Origin of the sequence: Haloarcula japonica DSM 6131 (genome assembly GCF_000336635.1) — an archaeon.
In the GTDB taxonomy this organism is placed as follows: domain Archaea; phylum Halobacteriota; class Halobacteria; order Halobacteriales; family Haloarculaceae; genus Haloarcula; species Haloarcula japonica.
In genome coordinates this window covers 29,701-52,047 of record NZ_AOLY01000004.1, presented here as the reverse complement: position 1 = coordinate 52,047, position 22,347 = coordinate 29,701, and the positions used below count along the sequence as shown (strand labels likewise).

Genomic DNA, 22,347 nt, shown 5'->3' with positions numbered 1-22,347 from the left:
CTTCCAGAACCATATGTGGCGCGTCACGCTCACCGTCGGTATCGCGCTTCTCGCGGGCTGTTCCGGCTTTCTCCCGGCCGGTCCGACGGCGGACGATAGCGACCCGGTGACGCCAGCGCCAGTCCCCACTGACTCGCCGGACGAGACGGTGCCGGTCCCCACTAGCGACGGCACGGTCAACGTAGCGCGACTGCTCGACCGCCACGAGCGGGCGCTGGCGACACGCAGCTTTCACCGCCACGTTGAACAGGCGGGGCCACAGAATACGCTCGACGTCTGGATAGACCGTCAGCGAGGCGTTCAGCGCGTCCAGCGACGGTTCGGTCCGATATCGGACGACGTAGTCCTCGCCGACGGGACGGTGTACACGAACGTCCGCGACGACCCCGATACGCCATACGCCACCACGCCGGCAACGGGGAACACATCGCTGGTCGCCTCACCGGCCGGAGTTGACCTGCTTCGTCAGCTCCTATCGAAGACTGCGTATCGAAAGGTGGAGTCGGTCAGGTGGCGCGGCCGGCCGGTCGCTGTTCTGGCTGCGACGGATACGGTCGAGACATCGACTGCCGGGAACGAATCCGGAGTCGGGCGGTCGCGGCTGTACGTCGACCGGCAGGGGATAATCAGACACGTCGAACACACCGAACAGCGCCCGGAGCGGCCGGATATCGACACGACGATGACAGTCACAACCGATCTCGAGCGCGTTCCGATTCCGTGGTGGCTCGAAGACAGAGATCCTTACAGTTCCGGCTCGATGTAGACTTTCCTGATGTTGTCGTTGGTCTCGCGCATCGCCGACTCCAACGCCGTTATCTCGTTGTCCATCGACTCCGTGTCGAGCGTCGGGTCGAACTGCAGGTCTGCGAAGACGATGACCTCGTTCGGCCCGAAGTAGACCGTCCGGAAGCCGACGATTTCGTCTACGTGCTCGTTCTGCATGACGACGTCACGGAGGCGCTGTTCCTCGTCCGTCGGCAGGCTCTCCCCCAGCAGGAGGCGCTTGTTCTCCCAGGCCAGCGCCAGGGCGAAGCCCATCAGCATAATCCCGATGAGTAGGGCTGAAATCCGGTCGAAAAAGGGGTTGCCGGTCTGCTGTTCGAGGAACAGGCCGGCCAGCGCGATGACGATGCCTGTGAGCGCGATGGTGTCCTCTGTCAGCGCGGTCAGCGTGGTCACGTCGCTTGTCTTGCGGAACGCCTCGCGGTAGCCCGACCAGTCGTTCCGGTCGATCTGTCGTTTCATTTCGGCGCGGGCCTTCACCAGCGCGTACGTCTCGAAGACAAAAGCGCCCAGAAGGACCGTGTAGTTGACCCACAGCGGGTCCAGCCAGGCCGGGGGCTGGAAGGAGAAAAACAGGAACTCGACCGCTTCACCGGCGTGTCCACCGCCGCCGTGGCCGCCGGCCATGAGTTCGTTCCAGCCGTGCTTCGCGCTCTCCCAGCCGGCGATGCCGAACAGGAACACGGAGACGAGAAAACTGTAGAAGAACTGCGCCTTGCCGTACCCAAAGGGATGGCGGCGGTCGCGCTCCCGTTCGCTGAACCGAATTCCGATGAGCAGAAACACCTGATTCCCGGTGTCTGAGATGCTGTGGTACGTCTCCGACAGCATCGCAGCACTACCGGTAAGAAGGAAACCGAAGAACTTCAGGATCGCAATCGCGCCGTTGGCTATCAGTGCGGCGATGACGACTGACTTGCTCCCTGCCATTATTTTTCCGTCACGACCGTGACGCAAAATGCTTCTGGATTTATACCTGGCTCCACTACCGGGGGTATGCTCGCTGTCATCTCCGATACGCACGGGACGGACGACCATCGACTGTCAGGTCGGACGCTCGATGCTGTCCGCGAGGCCGACCACGTTCTCCACGCGGGCGATTTCATGACTGAGCAGGTCCTTGACGCTATCGACGCCGAATGCGACGAACTGACTGGTGTTATCGGGAACAACGACAGACCAGCGGTCCGCGCCCGACTCCCCGACGTTGCGACCGTCTCCTGGGAAGGACTCACCATCGTCATCGTTCACGGCCACGAGCACTCGGAAACCTCGCTTGGCATGCTGGCTCGACAGGAGGAGGCCGATGTCGTAGTCGTCGGGCACTCACACAACCCCACGCTGACCGACTTCGGCGGTTGGACGCTGGTCAACCCGGGGAGCTATGCCGACCCGCGGCGCTACCAGCCGGCCCATGCGGAACTGGATGTGATGGCTGGTAACGTCCGCGTCCGTCTCCGTTCCCCGGACGGGACGCCGATTTCGACGACTCTCGTCGAGCGGTAAGACAGTAACACGGTAATTTCCGCCAAAAGCTCACGTCACAGTGAATCGAATCCGCGGCTACTGTCGCATGTACCACAGCGCCGCCATGCCCGCGATGACGAATGCGCCGCCGGCGAAGAACGCTAACCCCGGCGGAATCACAGCGGCGGCGGCCTCGGCACCGCCCTGTGCAGCAGTGTCGAGTGCGCCCGCAGTAGCCTCAAAGCCGCCGTCGGTCACGGTCGCGTTCCCGGAGTAAAAACTCGGATCTCGGGCACCAGTGTCCGCACTCCCGGACGACACTGTCGGGCCGCCGAACAGCGATCCAAGCCCACTCCCGAACACCTGCTGGACCAACAGGCTGGCGAAGCCGATGATCGCGAACCCGCCGATAATGTTCGCCAGCGCCGCCCGCAGGCCCGACGTCTCCTGTTCGTCGCCGGCACAGATGACGAGTGGCTGGTTGGCCGGCGCGAACACGTCCATCTCGCGGCCCTTCTCGGAGTACGCCGTATCGACGACCTCGACCGCACCGGCGTTTTTGAGTTTCTTCAGGTGGTACTGCGCGTTTTGCAGCGACGTATCCACCCGGTCGGCCAGCTCCGACGGCGGTGCTGGCTCCTTGTTTAGCTCTGACAGTAAGTTGCGCGCGGTCTCTGCCGAGAGTGCCGACAGCACGTCGTCCGCATCCTCACTGTCGACACCGATAACTCGGGGTTCGGCGTCCGGGGTCGCCGGGTCCCGAGAGGGCAGCAACGACATGACTATCTGTATGTTCTATGGGATTATGAGTCTTTGCCAAAGCACAGTGGTCGTTGTAGCTATCGGTCAAACCCGTATTTTACCCTCCAATATCGCCCAGTAGACGCCCGAAGGCACGACTCCCGAAAGGACTTTGATGACGGCTCGACAACCGCCGGTATGGCTGACCTGCTCACTTACGCACTCCTCGCCGCTGTGCTCCTGTTTTTCTTCTTTATGTATCTGATGCTCCGGCGGACGTTTCAGGGATTCAAAGAGGGGCTCCAGCAGAGCAAGAAGAAGTAGCCGGGAGGGTAACGATTAGGGGCCGCCGGTGGTGCCTATCTGTATGGACCCACGTATTCGCGAACATGCGGAAGTCATCGTCGACCATTCTATCGACCTGAGCGAAGGCGACAACATCGTTATCGACGCCCACCCGCAGGCCGAAGACCTCGTTGCCGCGCTACACGAGTTTGCCGCCGACCGCGGCGCGAACCCGCTTGTCGTGCAGAACCGCCTCGGTGAGCGGTTCCGCCGCGCCTATCTCCGCAACCGGGACGAGTTCGAAACGCCGAGCCATATCGAAGCGCTGTACGAGGAGATGGACGCGTACATCGCGATCAAGGGCCGCGACAACGTCACCGAGACCAGCGACGTCGACCCTGAGACGACGGCCGCCTATCAGCAGTCCCAGCAGCCACTCCTGAACGAACGACTCTCGAAGACCTGGTGTCTCACACAGTACCCCGCACCCGCTAACGCCCAGCTCGCCCAGACCTCTACGGAGGGGTACGAGAACTTCGTCTGGGATGCCGTCCTCAAAGACTGGGACGCCGTCCGCGAGCACCAGGCACAGATGGTCGAGATTCTGGACCCCGCGGAGGAGGTCCGTATCGTTTCTGGGGAGACGACCGACGTGACGATGTCGGTCGCCGGTAACGAGACGCTCAACGATTACGGCGAGAAGAACCTCCCTGGTGGCGAGGTGTTCACCGCACCGGTCCCCGACAGCGTCGAGGGCGAGGTGCTGTTCGACAAGCCACTGTACCACCAGGGCCGGGAAGTGACTGATGTCTTCCTCCGCTTTGAGGACGGCGAAGTCGTCGAGCACAGCGCCGCCAAGAACGAGGACCTTCTGAGCGAGGTCCTCTCGACCGACGACGGCGCGAACCGGCTAGGCGAACTCGGCATCGGCATGAACCGCGATATCGACCAGTTCTCCTACAACATGCTGTTCGATGAAAAGATGGGCGACACCGTTCATATGGCGGTAGGACGAGCCTACGACGAGACCGTCGGCGAGGACAACGAGCAAAACGAGTCGGCCGTCCACGTCGATATGATCGTCGACATGAGCGAGGACTCGTTCATCGAAGTCGATGGCGAGGTCGTCCAACGAGACGGGACGTTCGTCTTCGAAGACGGGTTCGAGGACTGAGTACCGACCGCGAACTGAGTGAGCGGTCGGCCTTTTCGTCGACGTTTTTCAAGGAGCGGTCGCCAGAGGCGACCCGACGCTGAAAAAGGTCGGTGCAGGTCGTCCAGCGGAACGGGACGTTCGTCTTCGAAGACGGGTTCGAAGCGTAATGCCGAATCTACACTGTGTGGCTGGCTCGATTTCTATCCTCACACCGGAGAGGAAGCTTATGATGCCGGCCAGGGTAGGTTCAGGTATGAGTGAACAGCGGCCCCTCCTCGTTCGGGCGGTGTGGTTCCTGCTCGTCGGCTGGTGGGTGACCGGTATCTGGCTCTCGGTCGCGTGGTTACTGAACGTCACAATCATCGGCCTTCCGCTGGGCATCAAGATGATAAACAGGGTGCCGCTCGTGCTGACGCTCAAGCGACGCGACCGACTCGTCACGGAGACCGACGGCGGCTCGCAGCACTCACTGCTCGTCCGCGCGGTCTGGTTCGTCTTCGTCGGCTGGTGGGCCAGCGGCATCTGGACCGGCGTCGCGTACGCGCTGTCGGTGACGATTGTCGGCCTGCCGCTGGCGATTTGGATGTACAACAAGCTCCCGTTCGTCGTTTCACTGTATCAGTACTGACGGTCAGTCCAAATACGGCTTCTCGATGTCCGTTTCGACGGGAATGAGGGCGTTTATACGACTGGTAATCCCGTCGAACAACGTGATAAGCGGGGAGAGCACGCGCTCGACGATCCGGACCGGCGATGCGACGGTCAGTGCCCATTTTTGTGCGTTGCCGAGGCCGAACGCTTTCGGCACGATCTCGCCGAAAATCAGGATGAGGAAGCTCGTCAGGACCGTGGTTGCAACGACTGCCGGCCCCGGCGAGAGATAGCTCGCGACGAGGACGGTGATGATGCTCGAAATCGCGATGTTGACGATGTTGTTGCCGACCAGCAGCGTTACCAGCAGGCGATGTGGATTATCGTACAGTTCTTGCAGCACCTGCGCCTGTCGCTCCCCCGTTGCTGCCTGTTGTGCTATCCAGTCCTTCTGTAGCGAGAACACCGCTATCTCCGAACTGGAAAAGAACGCGCTCAATCCGAGAAGCACGACCACTGCGAGTCCGCCACCGACTGCTACGATAGGGCCACTCATACCCTGCCTTCAGCGAGACGAGGGAAGAAGGCGGCGACGCGGCCTGTCGACCCGTGAGTCGACGGATACGACGAAGGATATTCGACGCTCCAGACCATTGTTATCGTATGCCACTTGGCCAGGTGGAACTGGCGTTGCGCGTCATCGCTGGCCTGTTCGTTATCGTCGCGCCGACGCTACTGTTTCTGGGGCTGTGGCGCGGCCTCGAAGCGATGCGTGACGACGAACTCATCCAACAGGCCCACCAGCGCGCCGAGATGCGGGACCAGTCGCCGACCGGCCCCGACTGGCCGGTCGACGCACTAACCGACGAGACGTCACCGCTCTCGGAGACCGGTCTATCGGTCGTGACCTGTGACACCTGCGGCACACCGAACATGGAAGACGCCACCTACTGCCAGGAGTGTCTCACGGAACTGGAGTAGTCAGTCTACTCTGTTGCGTCCGTCGACCTGAATCGCTATCGTCGGCTCGGAGCGCTCCGCGCTGCAGTCGATCCCCTGTTCGATAGTGTACGTTTTCGACTCCGTCCGGTTCGGGTCAATCGGCAACTCAGCGCTGACGGCGTAGGACTTCGTTGTCGAAGCGCCGATGGTGTCCTCGTCCCACTCGATATCGGTGTCGACATACACGCTGTCCTGTGGATGGTCTGTCGGCCCGACCAGACAGCCCGAAAGCGAGGGGAGGGTTAGCGCCCGTAGAAACGGTGACGGGTTCGACGCGGTAACGGCCCCGATCTCCGCCTCGATGTACGGGTACCTGTCCGGGGTCTGCTCCGTCTCCGGGATCGACACGGTGACGGACTCGTCCGTCTGCACGTCGTAGGTCACGCCGCCGCTGAGCGCGTCGGCTCCAACGAACACGCCGCTCACGACGAGGAGGCTCCCGAGTACCACCGCCGCCGTTCGCCGCGACGGTGTCGGAATCCCTGCCCGGAGCGCGTAGCCGAGCCCGACGAACAGCCCCGCGGACAGGGCGAGCAACAGGAACGTGCCCGTTTCACCCGGCGAATACCGAACGACGACGTAGCCGACGAACACGACGTAGGTCACGCCACTGAGAGCGAAGGCGACGACGTCAAGCACGTCCCGCTCGAGGGCCACACCCGCAACGAACAGCGCAATAAAGCCAAGCAACAGCAGTGCTGCTTTCACCGTTATCGAGAGGTCGAACACGACGTCCCGGACGAAATACAGGAGCGCCGCCGCGGCGAACAAAACACCAAGTGCATACAGGAGTTTGCCGCTGTCGATAGCAAGTCGCATGGAGGGGTACCTGACTTTCACCCGACTGATAAATAAAACTCAGGCCGGACGGCACAGTAGTGTTTAGTTTAGTAATAATTGACACAGAGAGCCAGAAAGCCCCGGCTGGCTCCGGTTGAGGGACTTGCTGCGGTCCTTGCAGCGGCCGTCTTCCCGGAGCCAGCCGCTTCTTTCAGTCCCACCTTGTTGCTGATTGATCAGCCGGTCTGAGTAGGACTGAACGCGAGGGCTTTCTGGCTGTTCCAATTTCTATCCACCAATTACACACTCCCGACAGTATAGGGCTCTCGCTCCCGGAGATGCCATCGCGCAGAATGACAAAACGACGCTGTTCTCAGTCGTCGGCCGTCGCTCGTCCGGCGTCAGCACTGTTCGACAGCGGCGTCCGCTCGACGACCGTCCCGTCGTAGGTCGGGTACTGCTCGACGATTTCGCCCTTCTCGACGTCGCCCTCTTCGACCATCTCCTCCAGCAGCCACCAGGCCAGTTCGACGTGCTCTGATTTGACGGTGTAGTACTCCTCGGGGACGCCGAGGGTTTCAAGTCGGGCTTCGGTGGTCCAGGCCTTCCCGTAGACGAGCGTGCCATCGTCGGTCACGTCGTCGAACGGGCGGCGGATGTTACGGGCCATGCGCTTGAGCCGCGAGCGGTGCTGGGCGGCGTCCTTGAAGACGCTCGTACAGAAGTACACCTTCTCGTGGTCGCCCATCTTTTCCAGGATGTCGTGGGAGCCCTCGACGGCGCTCATGTGGTCGTCTTTCAGCTCGAAGCCCTCCTCCTGCATCCGGCGGTAGTTCCCGTCGGACATCTCGAACTCGTTGATGTTACAGAAGTCGGCCGCGCCCTCGTCGAGGAACTCCAAGAACTCTTCCTCGGCGCGGATGCCGGGAATCTCGAAGGCCGGCGTCAGTCCTTCTTCGCGGGCGATATAGAGGATGTCCTCCCACTCGGTCCCGTGGAGGTCGCCCCACTGCTCCAGCGGCGGGTGGAAGCGGATTTCGTCGAGCCCCGCTTCCGAGAGGCGGCGCATGTTCTCGCGGCCGCCGGGGATGCCGGTGTAGAGGTGCGTGTGGTGGTCCTCGCCGAACTCGTCTTTCAGCAGCTCCAGGTAGTGACAGGTCCGGTCGAGGGCTTCCTGGGGTTCGCCACCCGTGATTGAGGTGCCGAGCGCGCTCATACGCTTGGCCTCCTCGATGACATCGGCGTCGTCCTCGACGGGACGCTCGTTGGCGTACATCTGGGTGACGTTCTTGCGGTTTTCCCCGAGGGGACAGTAGAAGCAGTCTCGCTGGTCGCAGTAGCCGTAGACGAACAGCACCATCTTGCCGCCTTTGGCGCACTGTTCGCAGCCCTCGGAAATCATTGTCTCTAGCCACTCCTCCCAGCGGGAAAAAGCGTGCGCATCGGTCCCGGCGTGGGATGGGACGGCATGGGTCGTCCCCTGGCTGTTCCGGCCGTCCGGCGCTCTTATCCCGCTCCCCGACGCAGACGGTGGTATGACAGAGACCGGGGCCGGAATCACCGGGTCCCGACGCCGTCGCGGCCTCGCGGTCGTTTTCTTCGTCGTCTTTCTGGACCTGCTGGGCTTCGGTATCATCATCCCCATCCTCCCGTACTACACGCGTACGTTCCCCGGCGGGACGGAGTTCGTCATCGGGTTGTTGGCTGCCTCGTACTCCGCGATGCAGTTCGTGTTCGCGCCACTTCTCGGTTCACTGTCGGACCGCGTCGGCCGCCGCCCAGTGCTGGTGGTGTCGCTGTGTGGCTCCGTCGTCGCGTGGACGGTGTTCGGCCTCGCTGACGCGCTGTGGCTCCTGTTCCTCTCCCGACTGCTGGCCGGTGCGATGGGCGGCAACCTCTCGACGGCCCAGGCTTACGTTGCCGACGTAACACCGCCGGAGCGCCGGGCTGCAGCCTTGGGGTTCATCGGAGCCGCCTTCGGCCTTGGCTTCATTTTCGGCCCCGGAATCGGCGCGGTGTTGAGTTTCGACGCCACAGTCGCCGCCGTCGACGGCCTCTTGCCGGCAGCCGTCCCGATCACCCGGTTCTCGCTACCGAGCTTTGCCGCCGCGGCCGCGAGTCTTGCCGGTGTGTTCGTCGCCCTGCTCTTTCTCCCCGAGTCAAGGACCGTCTCCGAGTCCGCGGCCGCAGCCACCACCGACCGCACCTCGTCGATTACCCAGCTCCGGGCGGCGGTATCGACGCCTGGCCTCCGACCGCTGCTCGCAGCTTTCTTTCTCGTCTCCTTTGCCTTCTCCGGCGTACAGGTGATGTTCGTCCCCTACGTCGCCGATATCTACGGCTACACGGCCGCCCAGAGCGCGCTCCTGCTGACATACATCGGTGTTCTCGCAGTCATCACGCAGGGGGTGCTGGTCGGCCGACTCTCGGCGCGTTACAGTCCGGTCCGACTCTCGCTGTTCGGGAGCGGGCTGCTCGTCGTCGGCGTCGGTGCCATTCCGGCCTCGCGGCTCCTCGGTTCGATCCTGCCCGACCTGACCGCAGTTGCCCCGTTTCTCACCGCTGACCTGCTCGGCCTCTTGCTTGTGTTGACGCTCCTGCCGCTTGGCAACGGTATCCTCTCGGTGACGCTGACGGCGCTTGTCTCCCAGCGAGCTAGCGCCGCCCTTCAGGGGAGCGCCTTCGGTATCACGCAGGGTGCCGGTAGTCTGGCCCGCACCGTCGGTCCACCTGTTATGGGCGGGCTGTACTTCGCCGTCGGCTACTGGTCGCCCTTCGTCGTCGGGAGCATACTGTTGCTCCCGGTCCTGTGGCTCGTCTCCCGACTGGGCGTGACACAGGACGCTTACGAGCCCCGGCCGGCGGACCCGGGCCACGCTAGATAGGGACCGGTTTGAATGGTCTGGCGTCCGTTTCGTGTGTATGGATGACGAGGATTCTGACCCCGTGGGCGGGCCACTGCCGGAAGCGGAGTCGTTCGACGACAGGGTGCTGGGGGTCAGCGAGTCGCTCATCCGATACGTCGAGGTCATCGCGGCGCTGGTACTGGTTCTCCTCTTTGCCATCGGTGTCTTCGATCTGACCCTCCAGATATTCCAGAGCGCGCTCCGCGGCGATATCACCGACCCGCTGGTCGTTGTCGGTTTCATCGACACGGCTCTCCTCCTCTTTATCATCGTCGAGGTGTACCAGACCGTGGTCGCGTACACGCAGGAAAGCGAGACACGCCGAATCGTCCGCCTGGTCATCTACACCGGCGTCATCGCGATGGTCCGGAAGGCTATCATCTTCCGTACCGGTGAGTACAGCTCCGAACAGGCCGCGCTCACCGCTGCCGCAGCGTACACGCTCATTATTCTCGGGCTTGCGGCGCTGTTGCTCGTCGAGCGTCGGACCCGCGGGACGCTGTCGGAATCAGGGTAACCGGTCCCGAAAGAAGTTAAAGACAGGCGGCGTAGCGCCGGTAGATGCTGTTGGTGCTGTGTATCGACCTCGACGACGACCTCGGCCGCAAGACCGGCATCGACACGCCAGTCATCGGGCGCGATGCCGTCGTAGACGCAGCGGTAGCGCTGGCCTCGAACGACCCGGAGGACTCCGACGTAAACGTCCTGTTCGAGGGCGTCCATATCTACGACGACATCACCGACGAACCAGTCGAGGTCGCCGCCGTCACCGGCGTCGACGGGAGCGATGTCGCTGCCAACCGGGCCGTCGGCGAGGAGGTCGATACCGTGCTGGCGTCGCTGGCCGCCAGCGAGGACGTGCGGGCGCTCATCGTCACCGACGGCGCACAGGACGAATCCGTCGTCCCCGTCATCCGCTCGCGGGTCCGCATCGACGGCGTCCGCCGCGTCGTCGTCCGGCAGGCCCAGAACCTCGAATCGATGTACTACACCATCAAGCAGGTACTCGACGACCCGGAGACCCGCGGGACGATTCTGGTCCCGCTGGGCATCCTCCTGCTGATTTACCCGCTGACGATAGCCATCGAGGCACTGGGCTACCCCGGATCCGCGCTGGGTGTCATCTCCGGCCTGCTTGGGCTCTATATCCTCGCCAGAGGCCTCGGCGCTGAAAAGATACTGGACGAAGCGGTCGAACGGGCGACCTCGGGGCTGTACGCCGGGCGCGTGACGATCATCACCTACGTCGTCGCAGCCGCACTGCTCGCTATCGGCGGCGTCAGCGGTGTTCAGGAACTCGAACGCCAGACGGACCCCGACGCGCTGGAAGTCATCGCGTCGCTGGTCTCCGGTGCGATTCAGTGGTTTGCCGCCGCCGGCATCACCTCCAGCCTCGGCCGCGTGACCGACGAGTACCTCGACGGCAGCTTCCGCTGGCGATATCTCAACGCCCCCTTCTACGTCCTGTCGATCGCCGCCGTGTTGCACGCCGTCAGCGCCTTCTTCCTCGGGGTTCGTGACCTGGAGTACCTCGCGGTGATGCTCACCGGCGGGACCCTGCTCGGTCTAGTCAGTACGCTGGCCTTTGCTGTCGCGGAGGCACGCTTCGACCACCCCGAACAGCACAATCAAGGCCCCGGCGGTCCTTCGTCCGAGTGATGTACGTCTCCCGTGTCGTCGAGAGTCTGCGTGCGGACCCTATCGACGGCGAGCCCGTGGAGTTGGTTCTCGAAACGGCCGACGATGCCGACCCCAAGAGCGTCGCCGCCGCTGCGGAGGCCGCCGGCGCGACCGTCGAGCGCCACCTCCAGTTTGACGACCTGCTGGTCTCGACCACGCAGGACGAAATCGACGCCCTCTGTGAGCTGGACGGGCTGACAGCAATTCAGACCGGTAATGTAAACGCTATTACGACGGCCGATGACGTCGAAGAAGACCTCGACCACGGTGACTGACCGGCGACTGCGTTCCGCATTTCTTTTGTCACCACCGGAAGTACACGACAGCGAGGGCACGTAGCTCAGTCCGGATAGAGCGTCGGACTTCTATCCCCGCTGGCGCTGCCATTGGGGGAAGACATCCGACGGTCGTGGGTTCGAATCCCACCGTGCCCGTTATCTGCGACCAACAACGAGAAGCATCAATACCATTTGCTGTCCGGTCTCACAAAACCAATCGTCTCCGGAACGAACTACGAGGTTCCCTTAGTATTGCAGTGAAGGGCATACGACTACCAGTACCGCGTCAGTTTGCATGACTTGTCAGAGGCACGGCAACCCGACTTGGGGGGATGGTACCGGTTTTGTCCCCTTCACACGCATGGGTTTTCCGGCAACACGTATGTAATAGCGACATTTTCACACCCAGCTACTGTTTTGAAGATATGGGTTAAACACCTGCAGTTTCACGGTCTCTGTTTGCTGGGGCAGGGCGATACCGTGCTCCGCTGTACAATCTGGCTTGGCCTCCGCTCCGGAGCTGTGTGTGCGTCTGACTCACGGCAGCCGGCTACGTCTCCACGATGTCGTCTTCCATGGCAGCGACCTCAGTGAGAATCGCTTCGACGTCGTCGTCGGGGACGCCGTTCTCCTGAAGCGCGGCTTCGAGGTGGGTCGCGACGTTAGCGAACGCGTCTTCGGTGATTCCCATGCCCTCGTGGGCGGTCTGCATTTCATCGCCGTCGTAGTCGACCGGGCCGCCCGCGACAGCGCTGATGAACTGCGCCTGGTGGCTGCGGAGCTGGTCCATGTCGGTCTCCTCGAAGTACGGTTCGAGCACTGGGTCGTCGAGTACTCGGTCGTAGAAGTCCGAGACTACCGCATCGACCGCGTCGCGACCGCCGATCCGCTCGAAGATGGACTGTGATGCCATTATCGCATGACAGGTAAGCGGCTGGCATGACAGTTGTGGAAAAACATATTCGGCACAGAATGCCGCGCTGGCGCTCGGACGCAACTCCGGCCGTGGGGCATCCTGCAGCGCACCCGACTCTCGAAGCATTCCAGCCGCTCGCACCGCCGGTGGCCGTACTGATCGTCCGGTGGCGTGCCGTGGTCGGTCACTCCCCCCGGCTACCTACACTCGACCGGCTCCTTTTGACTGCGTTTGGGAGACGTACGAACAAAGCGGGGGCAAACTAGGCCTGCTGCATCCGTGGTCTCGTAGCTGCGGGCGCTGCCGAACGAGCCGACAATCGGCGAGTGGCAGTAAGGTGTCTGGCGGTGACCGCCTCAGATGTCATAACGGGCTGTGTGACGCCGCGCTGGGGTCGCAAGCGTTTTGCCAGCGGCCACGTTATCCCCTGATATGGCCGATTGTCCGCTCGCAGACGACTGTCCCGAATTCACCGAACGAATTCAGGGGATGGGCTGTACCCACTACGGCGACCGCGGCGGCGCGGAGTGGTGCAATCACTACAACCAGCCGATCTCGGAGCTCAAGAGCCAGCCGGTCAAGATGGGCGAGGAAGTCACCGTCGACGTCGAGGACATCCACGAGAGCGGCGCCGGCGTCGGTCGGACCGAGGACGGCTTCATCATTATGGTGGACGGCGTGCTCCCGCCGGCGCGGTCGCTGGTCAAGGTGACGAACGTCCACTCGAACCACGCCCGCGCCGAGGAGGTCGAGCGACTGGAGATGGACGAAGAACTTTCGGAATCCGAAACCGAAGAGAGCGACACTGAGACCAACGAGACGGATGACGACCCCGACGACGGCCGGCGGCTCGGGAGCCGGGACAACTTCTGGGGCAGCTAGGCCGGTCCGCGGTCAGGGTATCTGGGACAGTCCGCGAGCGGGACTTCTTTGAGACAGTCGGTTCTTGTAGCCGATATGGACCTCGAACTCGATGGCAACACAGCGCTGTGTACCGCCGCGACGAGCGGCCTCGGCCTCGCAAGCGCCGAAGCGCTCGCCGCTGAAGGAGCCAACGTCGCAGTCTGTGGCCGGACGCCGGACCACGTCGACGAGGCGCGTGACCGACTCGAATCTATCGGTGACGGCGACGTACTGGCCGTCGAGGCCGACATCACTGACCCCGACCAGATCGAGGCGCTCGTCGAGGAGACCGTCGACACCTTCGGCGGCCTCGACCACGTCGTCACCAGCGCCGGCGGCCCGGCCCCCGGACCGTTCATGGAGACGACCGAGCGCGAGTGGTACAGCGCCTACGACCTGCTGGTGATGAGCGCCGTCTGGACCACCCGGACCGCCTATCCCTACCTCCGGGACTCCGAGGCCGGCACCATCGTCAACATCACCTCGCGCTCCGTCCGGGAGGTCATCGACGACCTGGTACTCTCGAACGCCGTCCGCCGGGCGGTCATCGGTCTGATGAAGACCCAGGCCCGCGAGTTCGCGCCGGAGGTCCGTGTCAACGCCGTCCTGCCCGGCGCACACGAGACGCCCCGCATCGAGGAACTCGTCGAAGCCGCCGTCGAGCGCGGCGAGTACGACTCCTACGAGGAAGGCATCGAGTCGTGGTCAGACGCGCCCCTCCAGCGCGTCGGCCAGCCCGAGGAACTCGGGGACGTGGTTGCGTTCCTCTCGTCGGCCCGGTCTTCCTACGTCACCGGGACGGCACTCCCGATTGACGGCGGGTCGATGCGGAGCTAACAGCCCCGGCTGCCGGTCCGGTCAGAACCGCCCGCTGTCCCGCAGTTCCGACACGACCTCCCGAACGCGCTGGGCCTCGTCTTTCGGAACGACGAGCGTGCGGTCGTCGAAGGACACCACGACGAGGTCTTCGACACCGACGGCGCTGACGTGGCCGTCGCTCGCCAGCACGTTCCCGTCGGCGTCGATGGTAACCGCGTCGCCGAGCACCGCGTTTCCGTCCTGGCTGTCCAGCACTCGCTCGAAGGCGTCCCACGAGCCCAGGTCGTCCCAGTCGAGCGCCGCCGGGACGACGAAAGCGTTCTCGGCCTCTTCGAGCACGGCGTAGTCGATGCTCACCGGGCCGACGGCGTCGAACGCCGCTTTGGGGTCCTCGTTCAGCCGTTCGACCATCGGTGCAAGCGGCGATGACTCCGCGGCGGACAGGAGCGCCGTCGGCGTCCAGGCGAACAGCCCGGCGTTCCAGTAGAACCCCTCCTCGACGTACCGTTCCGCGGTTTCACGGTCGGGCTTCTCGTGGAACGTCTCGACCGGCGCGAAGCCGTTCCCGGACGGGCCGGGCTTGATGTAGCCGTAGCCGGTCGCCGGTCGGTCCGGTTCGATGCCGACGGTGACGAGCCCCTCGGTTTCCACTGCGACCCGCGTGGCCGTCCGTGCGACTGTCTCGAACGGCCCCGAAATCCGGTGGTCACTCGGCAGACAGAGCAGAACACAGTCGCCGACCTGCTCGCGGATGCGGTGGGCCGCGTACGCCAGCGCCGGCCCGGTGTCTTTCGGTTCCGGTTCGGTCAGTACTGCCGCATTCGGGACGCGCTCCCGGACCCCATCGGCGAAGGAGTCGCGCGTCAACACGTAGGTTTCATCGGCGAACCCGACCCGACTGACAGTCTCGGCCAGTAGTGACTCGTCTTCCCCAAACGAGAGAAACTGTTTGGGCCGGTCGCTCCGACTCGCCGGGTACAGGCGCGTGCCAGTGCCTCCGGCCAAGACGAGCGCGACGATTGGTCGCTCCATACCCGGACTTCACCCGGCCGGTGCTAAAGTGTTGTACTGGCGACCGAGGCGCGGATCAGCTGAACCAACTGCCAGCAGCCACTTACCACGTCTCTATCGTTCCGTCCCTGATGTCTTCGACACAGCCCTGGCAATCTAGGTTCTCCGCATCGTAACAGACTGGCCGCCGCTGCTCGTCCATCGATACCGCGCGGTACTCGGCGTGGCGGCGACAGACGATTCGGGCCCGCCCCTCCTCGTCCCTGGGCAGGCCGGCCTCCGCCGACCGCTTGCCGTTCTTGTAGGCCTTCTTTGCGTCGGAGAGTTGCTGCTCGGCCGACCGCAAGGTGTCCCGGATGAACCGTGCGAGTCGGTCGTCGTCGGCCATACTGACCGTTGTGCCCGGCCACAAATCAATCTTCTCGCGTGGCTTTCACACCCCGCCTTCGGGATTCCGCCACCCAGAGCCAGTTTCACTTCCACTCCGCTGGGCGAGTATTTATATCCGAAGGGGACCAAGCGTCGGATGTCTCCCAACGAAAACCAGGCGGAGACAGTGAAAGCCAATGACTGAGTCAGATTTGCGTACCCACGCGACAGAGATACACGAGCAGTTTTCCGACCAGCTAGAGATAGACGTCGACGACGTTGTCGAACGTCTCGATACGCTGGTGAACGATTACCAGGTCCCCATCAGCGAGGCCCGCCGGAGCGTCGTCAACACGTACCTCGACGAGGCCGGCATGGACCGCGATCAGCTGGGCGGCGGCGACGGCGGCGGCAACGAGCAGGTCAACGTCGCCGACGTCGACGCCCCCGAGGAATGGGTTGATGTCCGCGCGACGGTCGTCGAACTCTGGGAGCCACGCGCCGACGCCGTTGCTCAGGTCGGCCTGCTGGGCGACGAGACGGGCACGATCAAGTTCACGAAGTGGTCGAAGTCCGACCTCCCGTCGCTCGAAGAAGGCAAGTCCTACGCCCTGCGCAACGTCGTGACCGACGAGTACCAGGGTCGCTTCTCCGTGAAGCTCAACCGGACAACCACCATTGAGGAACTCGACGAAGCAATCGAGGTTGGCGATGACAGCGTTGAGGCCGACGGCGCGCTGGTCGATATCCAGTCCGGCTCCGGGCTTATCAAACGCTGTCCAGAGGACGACTGCACGCGCGTCCTCCAGAACGGCCGCTGTAACGAACACGGCGAGGTCGAGGGCGAGTTCGACCTCCGCATCAAGGGCGTCCTCGACGACGGCGAGGAGGTCACCGAGGTCATCTTCGACGAGGAAGCGACCGAGGAGCTGACCGGCATTTCCCTTGAGGAGGGGAAGGAGATGGCGATGGACGCGCTCGACACCACCGTCGTCGCCGACGAGATGCGACAGAAGATTCTCGGTCGGTACTACCGCGTTCGAGGCCCGACGTTCGGCCGCTACTTGCTCGCCGACGAGCAGGAGCGACTGACCGGCGCCGTGGATGCTGACGAGATTCTCATCAAAGCGAGGTCGATCTAAATGGCGAGTACACCCACCCGCGAGGTCGCACGGCGCGTCTTCGCACGCGAGTTCAACGACGCGAGCTACACGTTCAAGGAATCCGACGACGACCGTGCGCCGGTGTACGTCCTCCTTCCGACCGGGCAGCGCGCCAACCGCGTGTTCCTGGTCGGGACCCTCACCGAGACCGAGGACGTCGGCGAGGACAGCGAGTACTGGCAGGGACGGGTCGTCGACCCCAACGGCGACACGTTCTTCATGTACGCCGGGCAGTACCAGCCCGACGCGGCGTCGATGCTGCGTGAACTGGAACCGCCGGCCTACGTCGCCGTCGTCGGCAAGCCACGCACCTACGAGACCGACGAGGGCGAAGTGAACGTCTCGATCCGCCCCGAATCCATCTCGGAGGTCGACGAAGCGACTCGTGACCGCTGGGTCGTCGAGACGGCCGAGCGAACCCTCGACCGGGTCAAGCGGTACAAGGAGGCCGACCTGGAGGACCCGGCCACTGATGAGTACATCGCGATGGCCGACGAGGAGTACGAGCAACTGTCCATCGAGAACTACCGCCAGTCGGTCGTCGGTGCGCTGGAGAGCCTGCAGGACGAGCAGGCCGAAGCCAGCGCGGACTGACTCCGGCGCTATCCTCGATTTTCGCTGTTAGTGACTTTTCTGCCGCTACGGCTCCAGTAGCTCGATTCGGTTCCCCTCAGGATCGACGACGAACATTATCGTCGTCCCGCTCTCGGTCGTCTGGGGGTCGCTGAGCGTCTCGACATCGTCGGGCAGTCGGTCAGCGACGGCGTCGAGATCGTCGACTTCAAGCCCGGGATGGGTCGCTCCTGGTCGATTGAGGTCCGGGTCCGGCATCGCCTCGCCCTCCGGCTCGTATGTCGCCAGCTCTAGACGGACGTTGCCGGCGTCGAGGTGAACCAGTTCGGCGCTGGCCCCCTCGATGTCGACCGCGGTTCCGAACGCCTTGTCACCGACGGAAAAGCGGGTCAGTACGTCGAGTCCGAGCACGTCGCGATAGAACTCGACGGCGCGGTCCAGATCGTTGACGATGATGCCGAAGTGGTGGCCAGTTGCGTCGATATCTGTCGCCATCTCTATCCAGAAGCGGGGTTGGCCCGCTGTTAAATCACTGCGGTTCGGCTGTTGCCAGAGACGGCCACTGAGGAACAGGTCCGGTAGCGTCTGACAAACGATTAAATACGTTGCTGCTAAAACAGTACGTAACTATGGGCAACAAAAACAAGACTATCTCCTTTCGCGTCAGCGAGGACAAATTCGAGACCCTCCGCGAAATCGCCGAGGAGCGCGATATCTCGCTGTCCGCAGTTTTTCGTGACTACGTCGATACGCTCGTTTCCCACGACGGCCAGGTGAAAGTCGCGCCGGAACACGAGTTCGAGGACGACGCGACCGAGACCAGCACCGAGAGTTTCCCGCCGAAGGTCGAAGTCCCGAAGAGCTTCGTTCGCGAGCACGAACGGCTCGAACTCGAAGCCGAACACCTCCGCGAACAACTGGAAGAACACAAGCGCTACGTCACGAAGCTCCGCCAGCAGCTCGACGAGATGGATCAGGACGAAGTCATCCACCTCGAAGACCTCGACCAGGGCGAAGAGGACGACGCCTCCTACCGTATCGGCAGCTTCGACGACCTAGAGTAATCGCTGGCGTTTCTGCTGGACGTCCTCGGCGACGTCGTCGCGCCCATCGACGTCGGCCAGGGTTTCCACGGCTTCTAACGTTCTGACGGAGTTATCGAGGAAGGAAAGCACGTCGCCCGGATACGCATACAGCATGTAGTCGTCGCTCATCACGTCGACGATGGCGTCCGGCCCCATCCCCTGCTCGCGCAGTTCCAGCAGGTACGAGATGAACTTCCGCTCGGCACAGCCACAGTGGGGGTTGGCCTCACAGTCACAGTCCAGAAAGTCCTCAGCGAAATCCAGGACTCGCTCTCGGGAGGCTTCGTCGAGCTTTGCCAGCCCCTCGCCCTGAAAGAGAATATCCAGCGTCGCACCCTTGAACGCCCCCTTCGGGAAACTCGTCTCTAGCTGGGAGGCGAGTTGCTGGTGGTTCTTGACGTAGATTTTGTCCGTGATAGCCACGCGTGCTTTTCTGTACGTGTCGGCCGCCTAAAAGCGTCCCGAAGCGGTCGATAGACTGGACAGCACCCGATATACCACCGCTGTCACGCGCTCTCACGACCCACTGATTTCCAGATTCGTAACGTATTTCTGTTCCAGCGGAATATCTACGTATGCTTCAGCAAGCGTGTCCGGGCTGGGGTAGTGGCATCCTTTAGCCTTGTGGTGGCTAAGAGGCGGGTTCAATTCCCGCGCCCGGACTCAGACTTTCTACACGCCGATTTCGACACTTTCAGTATTTCGGTGATTCTTATTTCTATTCTGATTCTGGTTCTTTACGAGCTGTCAGAGAGTTTTACTTTCAGGTGAAATACCACTATTGTCCTTCCTGTGACCGAACGTTTGACTCGGAGCGCGGACTCAGTGTCCACGGCGAACGCTTGGCAAACAGAGATTTGAGCACTGTTCGGACCAATTTCATTCTGAGTACGAGAAACGGTACTGTTCTGATGAGTGTCGCGATACCAGCCCTTGCCGTCCGTGACGCACACACGCTGGATAACGTGGTCTCGCTGTGTCCGGGCTGTCACCGGCGGGCGGAGTTCGGTCGCGTCTCGCGGGCGGAACTGCACTGGCGGGCTGGCATCCGGCAGTGGGACGCGTCTGCTGTCGATGGCGCGACGGTGTAGTCGGACCGGAATCTACACAATCCGGCCCGCCGCCAGTACGCGTATGTCACCGACTGTCGACGAACTGCGGAACGAGATTCGCGAGGCTGTCGGACGGTACGAACGCCCGGTCTCGACTGCTTTTACTAAGGAAGCGCTGGCGGCGATTTGCGAGGCCGTCGGATATGACATCGACACGGATCGGTTGCCGTCGAAGCCACAGATGCGGGCGGGGATTCTCTGGAAAATCGGGGAACGGGGGGACGACGACCCGACGGACGCGGAACAGCCCTTCCGGAAGGGCGAACTCGAAGCAATCGCTGCGGCGCTAGAGGCCGAGTAGCTGAGTTCTTTGGCTGGCACGAAGTCGCCAGCATGCGGAAATATTTGCGTCTCGACAGCGAACTAACTAGTATGGTACGCAACCGCTCCCCGACCTTCGAGAACAGGCAGGCGGCTGGGAAACGGCTGGGAGAGGCGTTGCGCGAGCGGGACATCGAAGCCGACATCGTCCTCGCAATCCCGCGTGGTGGACTGCCGGTTGGCCGTCCCGTCGCCGACGCGCTCGGTGTCCCGCTGGACATCGCGGTGGCAAAGAAGATCGGCGCACCGAACAACCCCGAATACGCCATCGGCGCTGTCGCCGCCGATGGGACCGTGTGGCTCAATACCGATGTCATTGATCGACGAGAGATTCCTCGTGACTACGTTGCGAACACGCGAGCGGAGATGGCCGACGCCGCCAAGCAGAAAGCCCAGCGTTACCGTGACCCGGAGTCATCGCCGTCGCTTACGGGCAAGCGGGTGTGCCTCGTCGACGACGGCGTGGCGACGGGCGCGACGGCACGGGCCTGCATCGAGCAGATCCAACAGGCCGACCCCGAACGGCTCGTGCTCGCAGTGCCGGTCGCCTCGCCGCGGGCGATATCGGACCTCGAAGCGCTGGTCGATGAGGTAGTCTGTCTGGAGATTCCGTCGGAGTTCCGTGCCGTCGGCCAGTACTACGAGCAGTTCGAGCAGGTCTCCGACGAGGTCGCGATGTCGTACCTCGCCGAGGAGTGATTTATCGCTCTATTCTGGACTCGGGTCGGACGGTCTCGGTTTCTGATTCGCCGATGGCGGTGTAGTCGCTGCTCGATTTGATAATCGAGAGCGCCGTCATGATGTCAGACCGGGTGAGCAGCCCTTCGAAGGAATCGTCCTCGTCGGTGACGAGTAGGCGACCGACGGAGTTCTGCTGGAGCGAGGTCAGCGCGTCCATCACGTCGGTGTCCGGGCTGATCGTGATGATTTCGGTCGTCATCACGTCACCGACGGTGTAGGCATCGCGCTCGACCTCCTGAACGGCGCGGGCATCTTCGAGCGTCACGAGGCCGACAACCTCGCCCCCGCGCTCGACTGGATAGCCGGTGTGGCGCTCCTTGAACATCGTCTGGATGAGTTCTCGGACGGACAGGTCTTCGGAGACCGTCGTCACGCGGTCCGCCGGCGTCATCACGTCCGCGACGGTCACGCCCTCGAACGCGGCCCGCATTGAGGTCTGGCGGGACTCGCCCGCCGCGCCGATATAGATGAAGAAGGCCAGCCCCGCGAGAAAGATATTTCCGAGGACGAAGATGCCAAACAGGCCGAGGAAGACGGCGAACACTTTCCCGACCTCGGCGGCGATGGTGGTGGCTCTGGCGTAGGATCGCCGGCGGGCGAGCAACGCGCGAAGGACGCGGCCGCCGTCCATCGGGAACCCCGGGAGCATATTGAACGCCGCCAGCGCGATGTTCATCAGCGCGAGATAGCCGAGGATGAACCGCGCCGATTCGATGGCCGTCGCCGCGCCGCTCGGCAGAATCTGGAACGCGACAAAACAGACAGCGCCGACGGCGACACTGACGATAGGGCCGGCGATGGCGATGACCAGTTCCTGTTTCCAGTCTTCGGGCATCTCGCTGAGCTGGGCGATGCCGCCGAACAGCCAGAGCGTGATAGAGTCGATTGGAAAGCCATAGCGGATGGCCACCAGCGAGTGGCCGAGTTCGTGGAGGACGACGCCGGTGAACAGGCCGACGGCCGCACCGATGCCGAGCACCCAGACGAGCGCACCGTCGGTGAGAACGGTCGCGTCCAGCCCGGCGTTCAACGTCCCGTTCAACAGCTCGGTCGTCTGCTCGATCTGTGTCCCGATAATCCAGGCGAACAGCGGTAGCACGAGGAGAAACGTCAGGTCCAACTGGATGGGGATTCCGAACGCGCTTCCAATGCGGAACCGGCGCATACCCCTCGCTTATCGGGGGACGGTCTTAATCCCCTTTGGCAGGATTGCGGAGAGCACCGCCGTCGATACGCCTTTGCGGTGTGCCCGCGATGAACCGCACATGAGCGACCCACTGATTCGCCGGGCTGAGGACATCGAGTACGAGGCCGTCGGCGCGGCCGACGGGCTGGCAAAGGGCGTCCTCATCGGCGCGGAACAAGGCGGCGGCAATCTCGCGATCCGCCGGTTCACGCTCGCCGCCGGCGGCAGCGTGCCGAAACACACCAACGAAATCGAACACGAGCAGTACGTCCTTTCTGGACGGTACACCGTCGGCATCGAAGGCGAGGAGTACGACGTCGAAGCCGGCGATAGCCTCCACATTCCCGCCGGTGCCGTCCACTGGTACCGCAACGCTGGCGACGAACCGGGCGCGTTCCTCTGTGCCGTTCCGGCCGGCGACGACAAGATCAAACTGCAGGAGTGACTGCCATCAGCAGTTACACGGGAATAGCAAC

The 22,347-nt window shown here is 63.0% G+C and carries 29 protein-coding genes, 1 tRNA gene and 1 pseudogene; 20 read left to right on the top strand and 11 right to left on the bottom strand.

Going from position 1 to position 22,347, the window contains the following annotated elements; all coding sequences use genetic code 11:
- Nucleotides 1–13 precede the first annotated feature (13 nt).
- Nucleotides 14–766: a hypothetical protein gene (locus C444_RS01085; RefSeq protein WP_004590320.1), complete on the top strand. Its 753-nt coding sequence runs from the start codon at nucleotides 14–16 to the stop codon at nucleotides 764–766.
- Here the strand turns inward: C444_RS01085 and C444_RS01080 are convergent.
- Entirely contained in the window at nucleotides 745–1,716 is a 972-nt protein-coding gene (locus tag C444_RS01080) for a cation diffusion facilitator family transporter (RefSeq protein ID WP_004590319.1), read from the bottom strand. The genes C444_RS01085 and C444_RS01080 overlap by 22 nt on opposite strands.
- Before the next feature lie 66 nt (nucleotides 1,717–1,782).
- On the opposite strand from C444_RS01080, the gene C444_RS01075 reads away from it, so the two are divergent.
- Nucleotides 1,783–2,292 (top strand): metallophosphoesterase, encoded by a 510-nt coding sequence (locus tag C444_RS01075; RefSeq protein WP_004590318.1) that lies wholly within the window; start codon nucleotides 1,783–1,785, stop codon nucleotides 2,290–2,292.
- A gap of 57 nt (nucleotides 2,293–2,349) precedes the next feature.
- Here the strand turns inward: C444_RS01075 and C444_RS01070 are convergent, their stop codons facing one another.
- Nucleotides 2,350–3,033, bottom strand: a complete 684-nt coding sequence (locus C444_RS01070) for an ArsR/SmtB family transcription factor (protein ID WP_004590317.1) — start codon at nucleotides 3,031–3,033, stop codon at nucleotides 2,350–2,352.
- A 159-nt stretch (nucleotides 3,034–3,192) separates the two neighbouring features.
- Between C444_RS01070 and C444_RS22860 the strand changes: the two genes are divergently transcribed.
- The 3 genes from C444_RS22860 to C444_RS01060 all read left to right on the top strand — a co-directional run bounded on the left by C444_RS22860 (nucleotide 3,193) and on the right by C444_RS01060 (nucleotide 5,063).
- A complete protein-coding gene (locus C444_RS22860; protein ID WP_004590316.1) occupies nucleotides 3,193–3,318 on the top strand; it encodes a DUF7859 family protein in 126 nt (41 codons plus the stop codon).
- Between the two features lie 43 nt (nucleotides 3,319–3,361).
- A complete protein-coding gene (locus C444_RS01065; RefSeq protein ID WP_004590315.1) occupies nucleotides 3,362–4,453 on the top strand; it encodes an aminopeptidase in 1,092 nt (363 codons plus the stop codon).
- A 235-nt stretch (nucleotides 4,454–4,688) separates the two neighbouring features.
- Nucleotides 4,689–5,063 (top strand): YccF domain-containing protein, encoded by a 375-nt coding sequence (locus C444_RS01060; protein ID WP_004590314.1) that lies wholly within the window; start codon nucleotides 4,689–4,691, stop codon nucleotides 5,061–5,063.
- Nucleotides 5,064–5,066: 3 nt separating this feature from the next.
- Here C444_RS01060 and C444_RS01055 read toward each other — a convergent pair whose 3' ends face one another.
- Nucleotides 5,067–5,582 carry a CNNM domain-containing protein gene (locus C444_RS01055; RefSeq protein WP_004590313.1) on the bottom strand — a complete coding sequence of 172 codons (516 nt, stop codon included), beginning with the start codon at nucleotides 5,580–5,582 and terminating at the stop codon, nucleotides 5,067–5,069.
- A 107-nt stretch (nucleotides 5,583–5,689) separates the two neighbouring features.
- Between C444_RS01055 and C444_RS01050 the strand changes: the two genes are divergently transcribed.
- Nucleotides 5,690–6,007 carry a DUF7577 domain-containing protein gene (locus C444_RS01050; protein WP_004590312.1) on the top strand — a complete coding sequence of 106 codons (318 nt, stop codon included), beginning with the start codon at nucleotides 5,690–5,692 and terminating at the stop codon, nucleotides 6,005–6,007.
- Here the strand turns inward: C444_RS01050 and C444_RS01045 are convergent, their stop codons facing one another.
- Nucleotides 6,008–6,847 carry a hypothetical protein gene (locus C444_RS01045; protein WP_004590311.1) on the bottom strand — a complete coding sequence of 280 codons (840 nt, stop codon included), beginning with the start codon at nucleotides 6,845–6,847 and terminating at the stop codon, nucleotides 6,008–6,010.
- Nucleotides 6,848–7,181: 334 nt separating this feature from the next.
- The gene (locus C444_RS01040; RefSeq protein ID WP_049909006.1) at nucleotides 7,182–8,210 is read right to left on the bottom strand and encodes a radical SAM protein; all 1,029 of its coding nucleotides are present in this window, start codon (nucleotides 8,208–8,210) and stop codon (nucleotides 7,182–7,184) included.
- Between the two features lie 133 nt (nucleotides 8,211–8,343).
- On the opposite strand from C444_RS01040, the gene C444_RS01035 reads away from it, so the two are divergent.
- From C444_RS01035 to C444_RS01015, 5 genes are all read left to right on the top strand, one after another.
- Nucleotides 8,344–9,693 carry an MFS transporter gene (locus tag C444_RS01035; protein ID WP_004590309.1) on the top strand — a complete coding sequence of 450 codons (1,350 nt, stop codon included), beginning with the start codon at nucleotides 8,344–8,346 and terminating at the stop codon, nucleotides 9,691–9,693.
- A 37-nt stretch (nucleotides 9,694–9,730) separates the two neighbouring features.
- Complete coding sequence (locus C444_RS01030; RefSeq protein WP_004590308.1) at nucleotides 9,731–10,231, top strand: phosphate-starvation-inducible PsiE family protein; 501 nt, start codon at nucleotides 9,731–9,733, stop codon at nucleotides 10,229–10,231.
- A gap of 44 nt (nucleotides 10,232–10,275) precedes the next feature.
- A complete protein-coding gene (locus C444_RS01025) occupies nucleotides 10,276–11,373 on the top strand; it encodes a DUF373 family protein (RefSeq protein WP_004590307.1) in 1,098 nt (365 codons plus the stop codon).
- Nucleotides 11,373–11,669, top strand: coding sequence for a hypothetical protein (locus tag C444_RS01020; protein ID WP_004590306.1), 297 nt, complete (start codon nucleotides 11,373–11,375; stop codon nucleotides 11,667–11,669). Before C444_RS01025 ends, C444_RS01020 begins: the two co-directional genes overlap by 1 nt.
- Nucleotides 11,670–11,723: 54 nt before the next feature.
- Nucleotides 11,724–11,828 (top strand) — tRNA-Arg (locus C444_RS01015).
- 394 nt (nucleotides 11,829–12,222) lie between these two features.
- Here C444_RS01015 and C444_RS01010 read toward each other — a convergent pair.
- Nucleotides 12,223–12,585 (bottom strand): group I truncated hemoglobin, encoded by a 363-nt coding sequence (locus C444_RS01010; RefSeq protein WP_004590305.1) that lies wholly within the window; start codon nucleotides 12,583–12,585, stop codon nucleotides 12,223–12,225.
- Nucleotides 12,586–13,020: 435 nt separating this feature from the next.
- On the opposite strand from C444_RS01010, the gene C444_RS01005 reads away from it, so the two are divergent.
- Together C444_RS01005 and C444_RS01000 are read left to right on the top strand one after the other, a co-directional pair.
- Nucleotides 13,021–13,470, top strand: a complete 450-nt coding sequence (locus C444_RS01005) for a TRAM domain-containing protein (RefSeq protein WP_004590304.1) — start codon at nucleotides 13,021–13,023, stop codon at nucleotides 13,468–13,470.
- Nucleotides 13,471–13,545: 75 nt separating this feature from the next.
- Nucleotides 13,546–14,328, top strand: a complete 783-nt coding sequence (locus C444_RS01000) for an SDR family oxidoreductase (protein WP_004590303.1) — start codon at nucleotides 13,546–13,548, stop codon at nucleotides 14,326–14,328.
- A 21-nt stretch (nucleotides 14,329–14,349) separates the two neighbouring features.
- Here C444_RS01000 and C444_RS00995 read toward each other — a convergent pair whose 3' ends face one another.
- Together C444_RS00995 and C444_RS00990 are read right to left on the bottom strand one after the other, a co-directional pair.
- Nucleotides 14,350–15,342 (bottom strand): mannose-1-phosphate guanylyltransferase, encoded by a 993-nt coding sequence (locus C444_RS00995; RefSeq protein ID WP_004590302.1) that lies wholly within the window; start codon nucleotides 15,340–15,342, stop codon nucleotides 14,350–14,352.
- A gap of 82 nt (nucleotides 15,343–15,424) precedes the next feature.
- Nucleotides 15,425–15,709 (bottom strand): DUF7091 family protein, encoded by a 285-nt coding sequence (locus tag C444_RS00990; RefSeq protein ID WP_004590295.1) that lies wholly within the window; start codon nucleotides 15,707–15,709, stop codon nucleotides 15,425–15,427.
- Nucleotides 15,710–15,887: 178 nt separating this feature from the next.
- On the opposite strand from C444_RS00990, the gene C444_RS00985 reads away from it, so the two are divergent.
- Together C444_RS00985 and C444_RS00980 are read left to right on the top strand one after the other, a co-directional pair.
- Entirely contained in the window at nucleotides 15,888–16,832 is a 945-nt protein-coding gene (locus tag C444_RS00985; RefSeq protein WP_004590294.1) for a hypothetical protein, read from the top strand.
- The gene (locus C444_RS00980) at nucleotides 16,833–17,447 is read left to right on the top strand and encodes an RPA family protein (RefSeq protein WP_004590293.1); all 615 of its coding nucleotides are present in this window, start codon (nucleotides 16,833–16,835) and stop codon (nucleotides 17,445–17,447) included. It abuts the gene before it with no gap.
- Between the two features lie 45 nt (nucleotides 17,448–17,492).
- Here the strand turns inward: C444_RS00980 and C444_RS00975 are convergent, their stop codons facing one another.
- Entirely contained in the window at nucleotides 17,493–17,921 is a 429-nt protein-coding gene (locus C444_RS00975) for a VOC family protein (RefSeq protein WP_004590292.1), read from the bottom strand.
- A gap of 134 nt (nucleotides 17,922–18,055) precedes the next feature.
- Here C444_RS00975 and C444_RS00970 point away from each other — a divergent pair, with 134 nt between their 5' ends.
- On the top strand, nucleotides 18,056–18,490 hold the full coding sequence (locus C444_RS00970; RefSeq protein WP_004590291.1) for a CopG family transcriptional regulator: 435 nt from the start codon (nucleotides 18,056–18,058) through the stop codon (nucleotides 18,488–18,490).
- On the opposite strand, the gene C444_RS00965 is transcribed toward C444_RS00970, so the two are convergent.
- On the bottom strand, nucleotides 18,482–18,934 hold the full coding sequence (locus tag C444_RS00965) for a DUF5814 domain-containing protein (RefSeq protein WP_004590290.1): 453 nt from the start codon (nucleotides 18,932–18,934) through the stop codon (nucleotides 18,482–18,484). The genes C444_RS00970 and C444_RS00965 overlap by 9 nt on opposite strands.
- Before the next feature lie 497 nt (nucleotides 18,935–19,431).
- On the opposite strand from C444_RS00965, the pseudogene C444_RS00955 reads away from it, so the two are divergent.
- The 3 genes and pseudogenes from C444_RS00955 to C444_RS00945 all read left to right on the top strand — a co-directional run.
- Nucleotides 19,432–19,602: pseudogene (locus C444_RS00955) on the top strand (HNH endonuclease); the annotation flags it as partial.
- 43 nt (nucleotides 19,603–19,645) lie between these two features.
- Nucleotides 19,646–19,924, top strand: coding sequence for a hypothetical protein (locus C444_RS00950; RefSeq protein ID WP_004590281.1), 279 nt, complete (start codon nucleotides 19,646–19,648; stop codon nucleotides 19,922–19,924).
- A 71-nt stretch (nucleotides 19,925–19,995) separates the two neighbouring features.
- The gene (locus C444_RS00945) at nucleotides 19,996–20,643 is read left to right on the top strand and encodes a phosphoribosyltransferase (protein WP_004590279.1); all 648 of its coding nucleotides are present in this window, start codon (nucleotides 19,996–19,998) and stop codon (nucleotides 20,641–20,643) included.
- A 1-nt stretch (nucleotide 20,644) separates the two neighbouring features.
- Here the strand turns inward: C444_RS00945 and C444_RS00940 are convergent, their stop codons facing one another.
- Nucleotides 20,645–21,850: a CBS domain-containing protein gene (locus C444_RS00940; RefSeq protein ID WP_004590277.1), complete on the bottom strand. Its 1,206-nt coding sequence runs from the start codon at nucleotides 21,848–21,850 to the stop codon at nucleotides 20,645–20,647.
- Between the two features lie 100 nt (nucleotides 21,851–21,950).
- Here C444_RS00940 and C444_RS00935 point away from each other — a divergent pair, with 100 nt between their 5' ends.
- The gene (locus C444_RS00935) at nucleotides 21,951–22,316 is read left to right on the top strand and encodes a cupin domain-containing protein (protein WP_004590275.1); all 366 of its coding nucleotides are present in this window, start codon (nucleotides 21,951–21,953) and stop codon (nucleotides 22,314–22,316) included.
- Nucleotides 22,317–22,347: the final 31 nt, after the last annotated feature.

What these genes read in the sequence shown, in the direction of transcription:
- C444_RS00990 (WP_004590295.1), bottom strand. Translation starts at nt 15,709, where the DNA reads ATGGCCGACGACGACCGACTCGCACGGTTCATCCGGGACACCTTGCGG.
- C444_RS01030 (WP_004590308.1), top strand. Translation starts at nt 9,731, where the DNA reads ATGGATGACGAGGATTCTGACCCCGTGGGCGGGCCACTGCCGGAAGCG.
- C444_RS01025 (WP_004590307.1), top strand. Translation starts at nt 10,276, where the DNA reads ATGCTGTTGGTGCTGTGTATCGACCTCGACGACGACCTCGGCCGCAAG.
- C444_RS01010 (WP_004590305.1), bottom strand. Translation starts at nt 12,585, where the DNA reads ATGGCATCACAGTCCATCTTCGAGCGGATCGGCGGTCGCGACGCGGTC.
- C444_RS00995 (WP_004590302.1), bottom strand. Translation starts at nt 15,342, where the DNA reads ATGGAGCGACCAATCGTCGCGCTCGTCTTGGCCGGAGGCACTGGCACG.
- C444_RS01065 (WP_004590315.1), top strand. Translation starts at nt 3,362, where the DNA reads ATGGACCCACGTATTCGCGAACATGCGGAAGTCATCGTCGACCATTCT.
- C444_RS01055 (WP_004590313.1), bottom strand. Translation starts at nt 5,582, where the DNA reads ATGAGTGGCCCTATCGTAGCAGTCGGTGGCGGACTCGCAGTGGTCGTG.
- C444_RS01050 (WP_004590312.1), top strand. Translation starts at nt 5,690, where the DNA reads ATGCCACTTGGCCAGGTGGAACTGGCGTTGCGCGTCATCGCTGGCCTG.
- C444_RS00940 (WP_004590277.1), bottom strand. Translation starts at nt 21,850, where the DNA reads ATGCGCCGGTTCCGCATTGGAAGCGCGTTCGGAATCCCCATCCAGTTG.
- C444_RS01085 (WP_004590320.1), top strand. Translation starts at nt 14, where the DNA reads ATGTGGCGCGTCACGCTCACCGTCGGTATCGCGCTTCTCGCGGGCTGT.
- C444_RS00970 (WP_004590291.1), top strand. Translation starts at nt 18,056, where the DNA reads ATGGGCAACAAAAACAAGACTATCTCCTTTCGCGTCAGCGAGGACAAA.
- C444_RS01005 (WP_004590304.1), top strand. Translation starts at nt 13,021, where the DNA reads ATGGCCGATTGTCCGCTCGCAGACGACTGTCCCGAATTCACCGAACGA.
- C444_RS22860 (WP_004590316.1), top strand. Translation starts at nt 3,193, where the DNA reads ATGGCTGACCTGCTCACTTACGCACTCCTCGCCGCTGTGCTCCTGTTT.
- C444_RS01040 (WP_049909006.1), bottom strand. Translation starts at nt 8,210, where the DNA reads ATGATTTCCGAGGGCTGCGAACAGTGCGCCAAAGGCGGCAAGATGGTG.
- C444_RS01045 (WP_004590311.1), bottom strand. Translation starts at nt 6,847, where the DNA reads ATGCGACTTGCTATCGACAGCGGCAAACTCCTGTATGCACTTGGTGTT.
- C444_RS00985 (WP_004590294.1), top strand. Translation starts at nt 15,888, where the DNA reads ATGACTGAGTCAGATTTGCGTACCCACGCGACAGAGATACACGAGCAG.
- C444_RS00975 (WP_004590292.1), bottom strand. Translation starts at nt 17,921, where the DNA reads ATGGCGACAGATATCGACGCAACTGGCCACCACTTCGGCATCATCGTC.
- C444_RS00950 (WP_004590281.1), top strand. Translation starts at nt 19,646, where the DNA reads ATGTCACCGACTGTCGACGAACTGCGGAACGAGATTCGCGAGGCTGTC.
- C444_RS00935 (WP_004590275.1), top strand. Translation starts at nt 21,951, where the DNA reads ATGAGCGACCCACTGATTCGCCGGGCTGAGGACATCGAGTACGAGGCC.
- C444_RS01035 (WP_004590309.1), top strand. Translation starts at nt 8,344, where the DNA reads ATGACAGAGACCGGGGCCGGAATCACCGGGTCCCGACGCCGTCGCGGC.
- C444_RS01060 (WP_004590314.1), top strand. Translation starts at nt 4,689, where the DNA reads ATGAGTGAACAGCGGCCCCTCCTCGTTCGGGCGGTGTGGTTCCTGCTC.
- C444_RS01070 (WP_004590317.1), bottom strand. Translation starts at nt 3,033, where the DNA reads ATGTCGTTGCTGCCCTCTCGGGACCCGGCGACCCCGGACGCCGAACCC.
- C444_RS01075 (WP_004590318.1), top strand. Translation starts at nt 1,783, where the DNA reads ATGCTCGCTGTCATCTCCGATACGCACGGGACGGACGACCATCGACTG.
- C444_RS01020 (WP_004590306.1), top strand. Translation starts at nt 11,373, where the DNA reads ATGTACGTCTCCCGTGTCGTCGAGAGTCTGCGTGCGGACCCTATCGAC.
- C444_RS01080 (WP_004590319.1), bottom strand. Translation starts at nt 1,716, where the DNA reads ATGGCAGGGAGCAAGTCAGTCGTCATCGCCGCACTGATAGCCAACGGC.
- C444_RS00980 (WP_004590293.1), top strand. Translation starts at nt 16,833, where the DNA reads ATGGCGAGTACACCCACCCGCGAGGTCGCACGGCGCGTCTTCGCACGC.
- C444_RS01000 (WP_004590303.1), top strand. Translation starts at nt 13,546, where the DNA reads ATGGACCTCGAACTCGATGGCAACACAGCGCTGTGTACCGCCGCGACG.
- C444_RS00945 (WP_004590279.1), top strand. Translation starts at nt 19,996, where the DNA reads ATGGTACGCAACCGCTCCCCGACCTTCGAGAACAGGCAGGCGGCTGGG.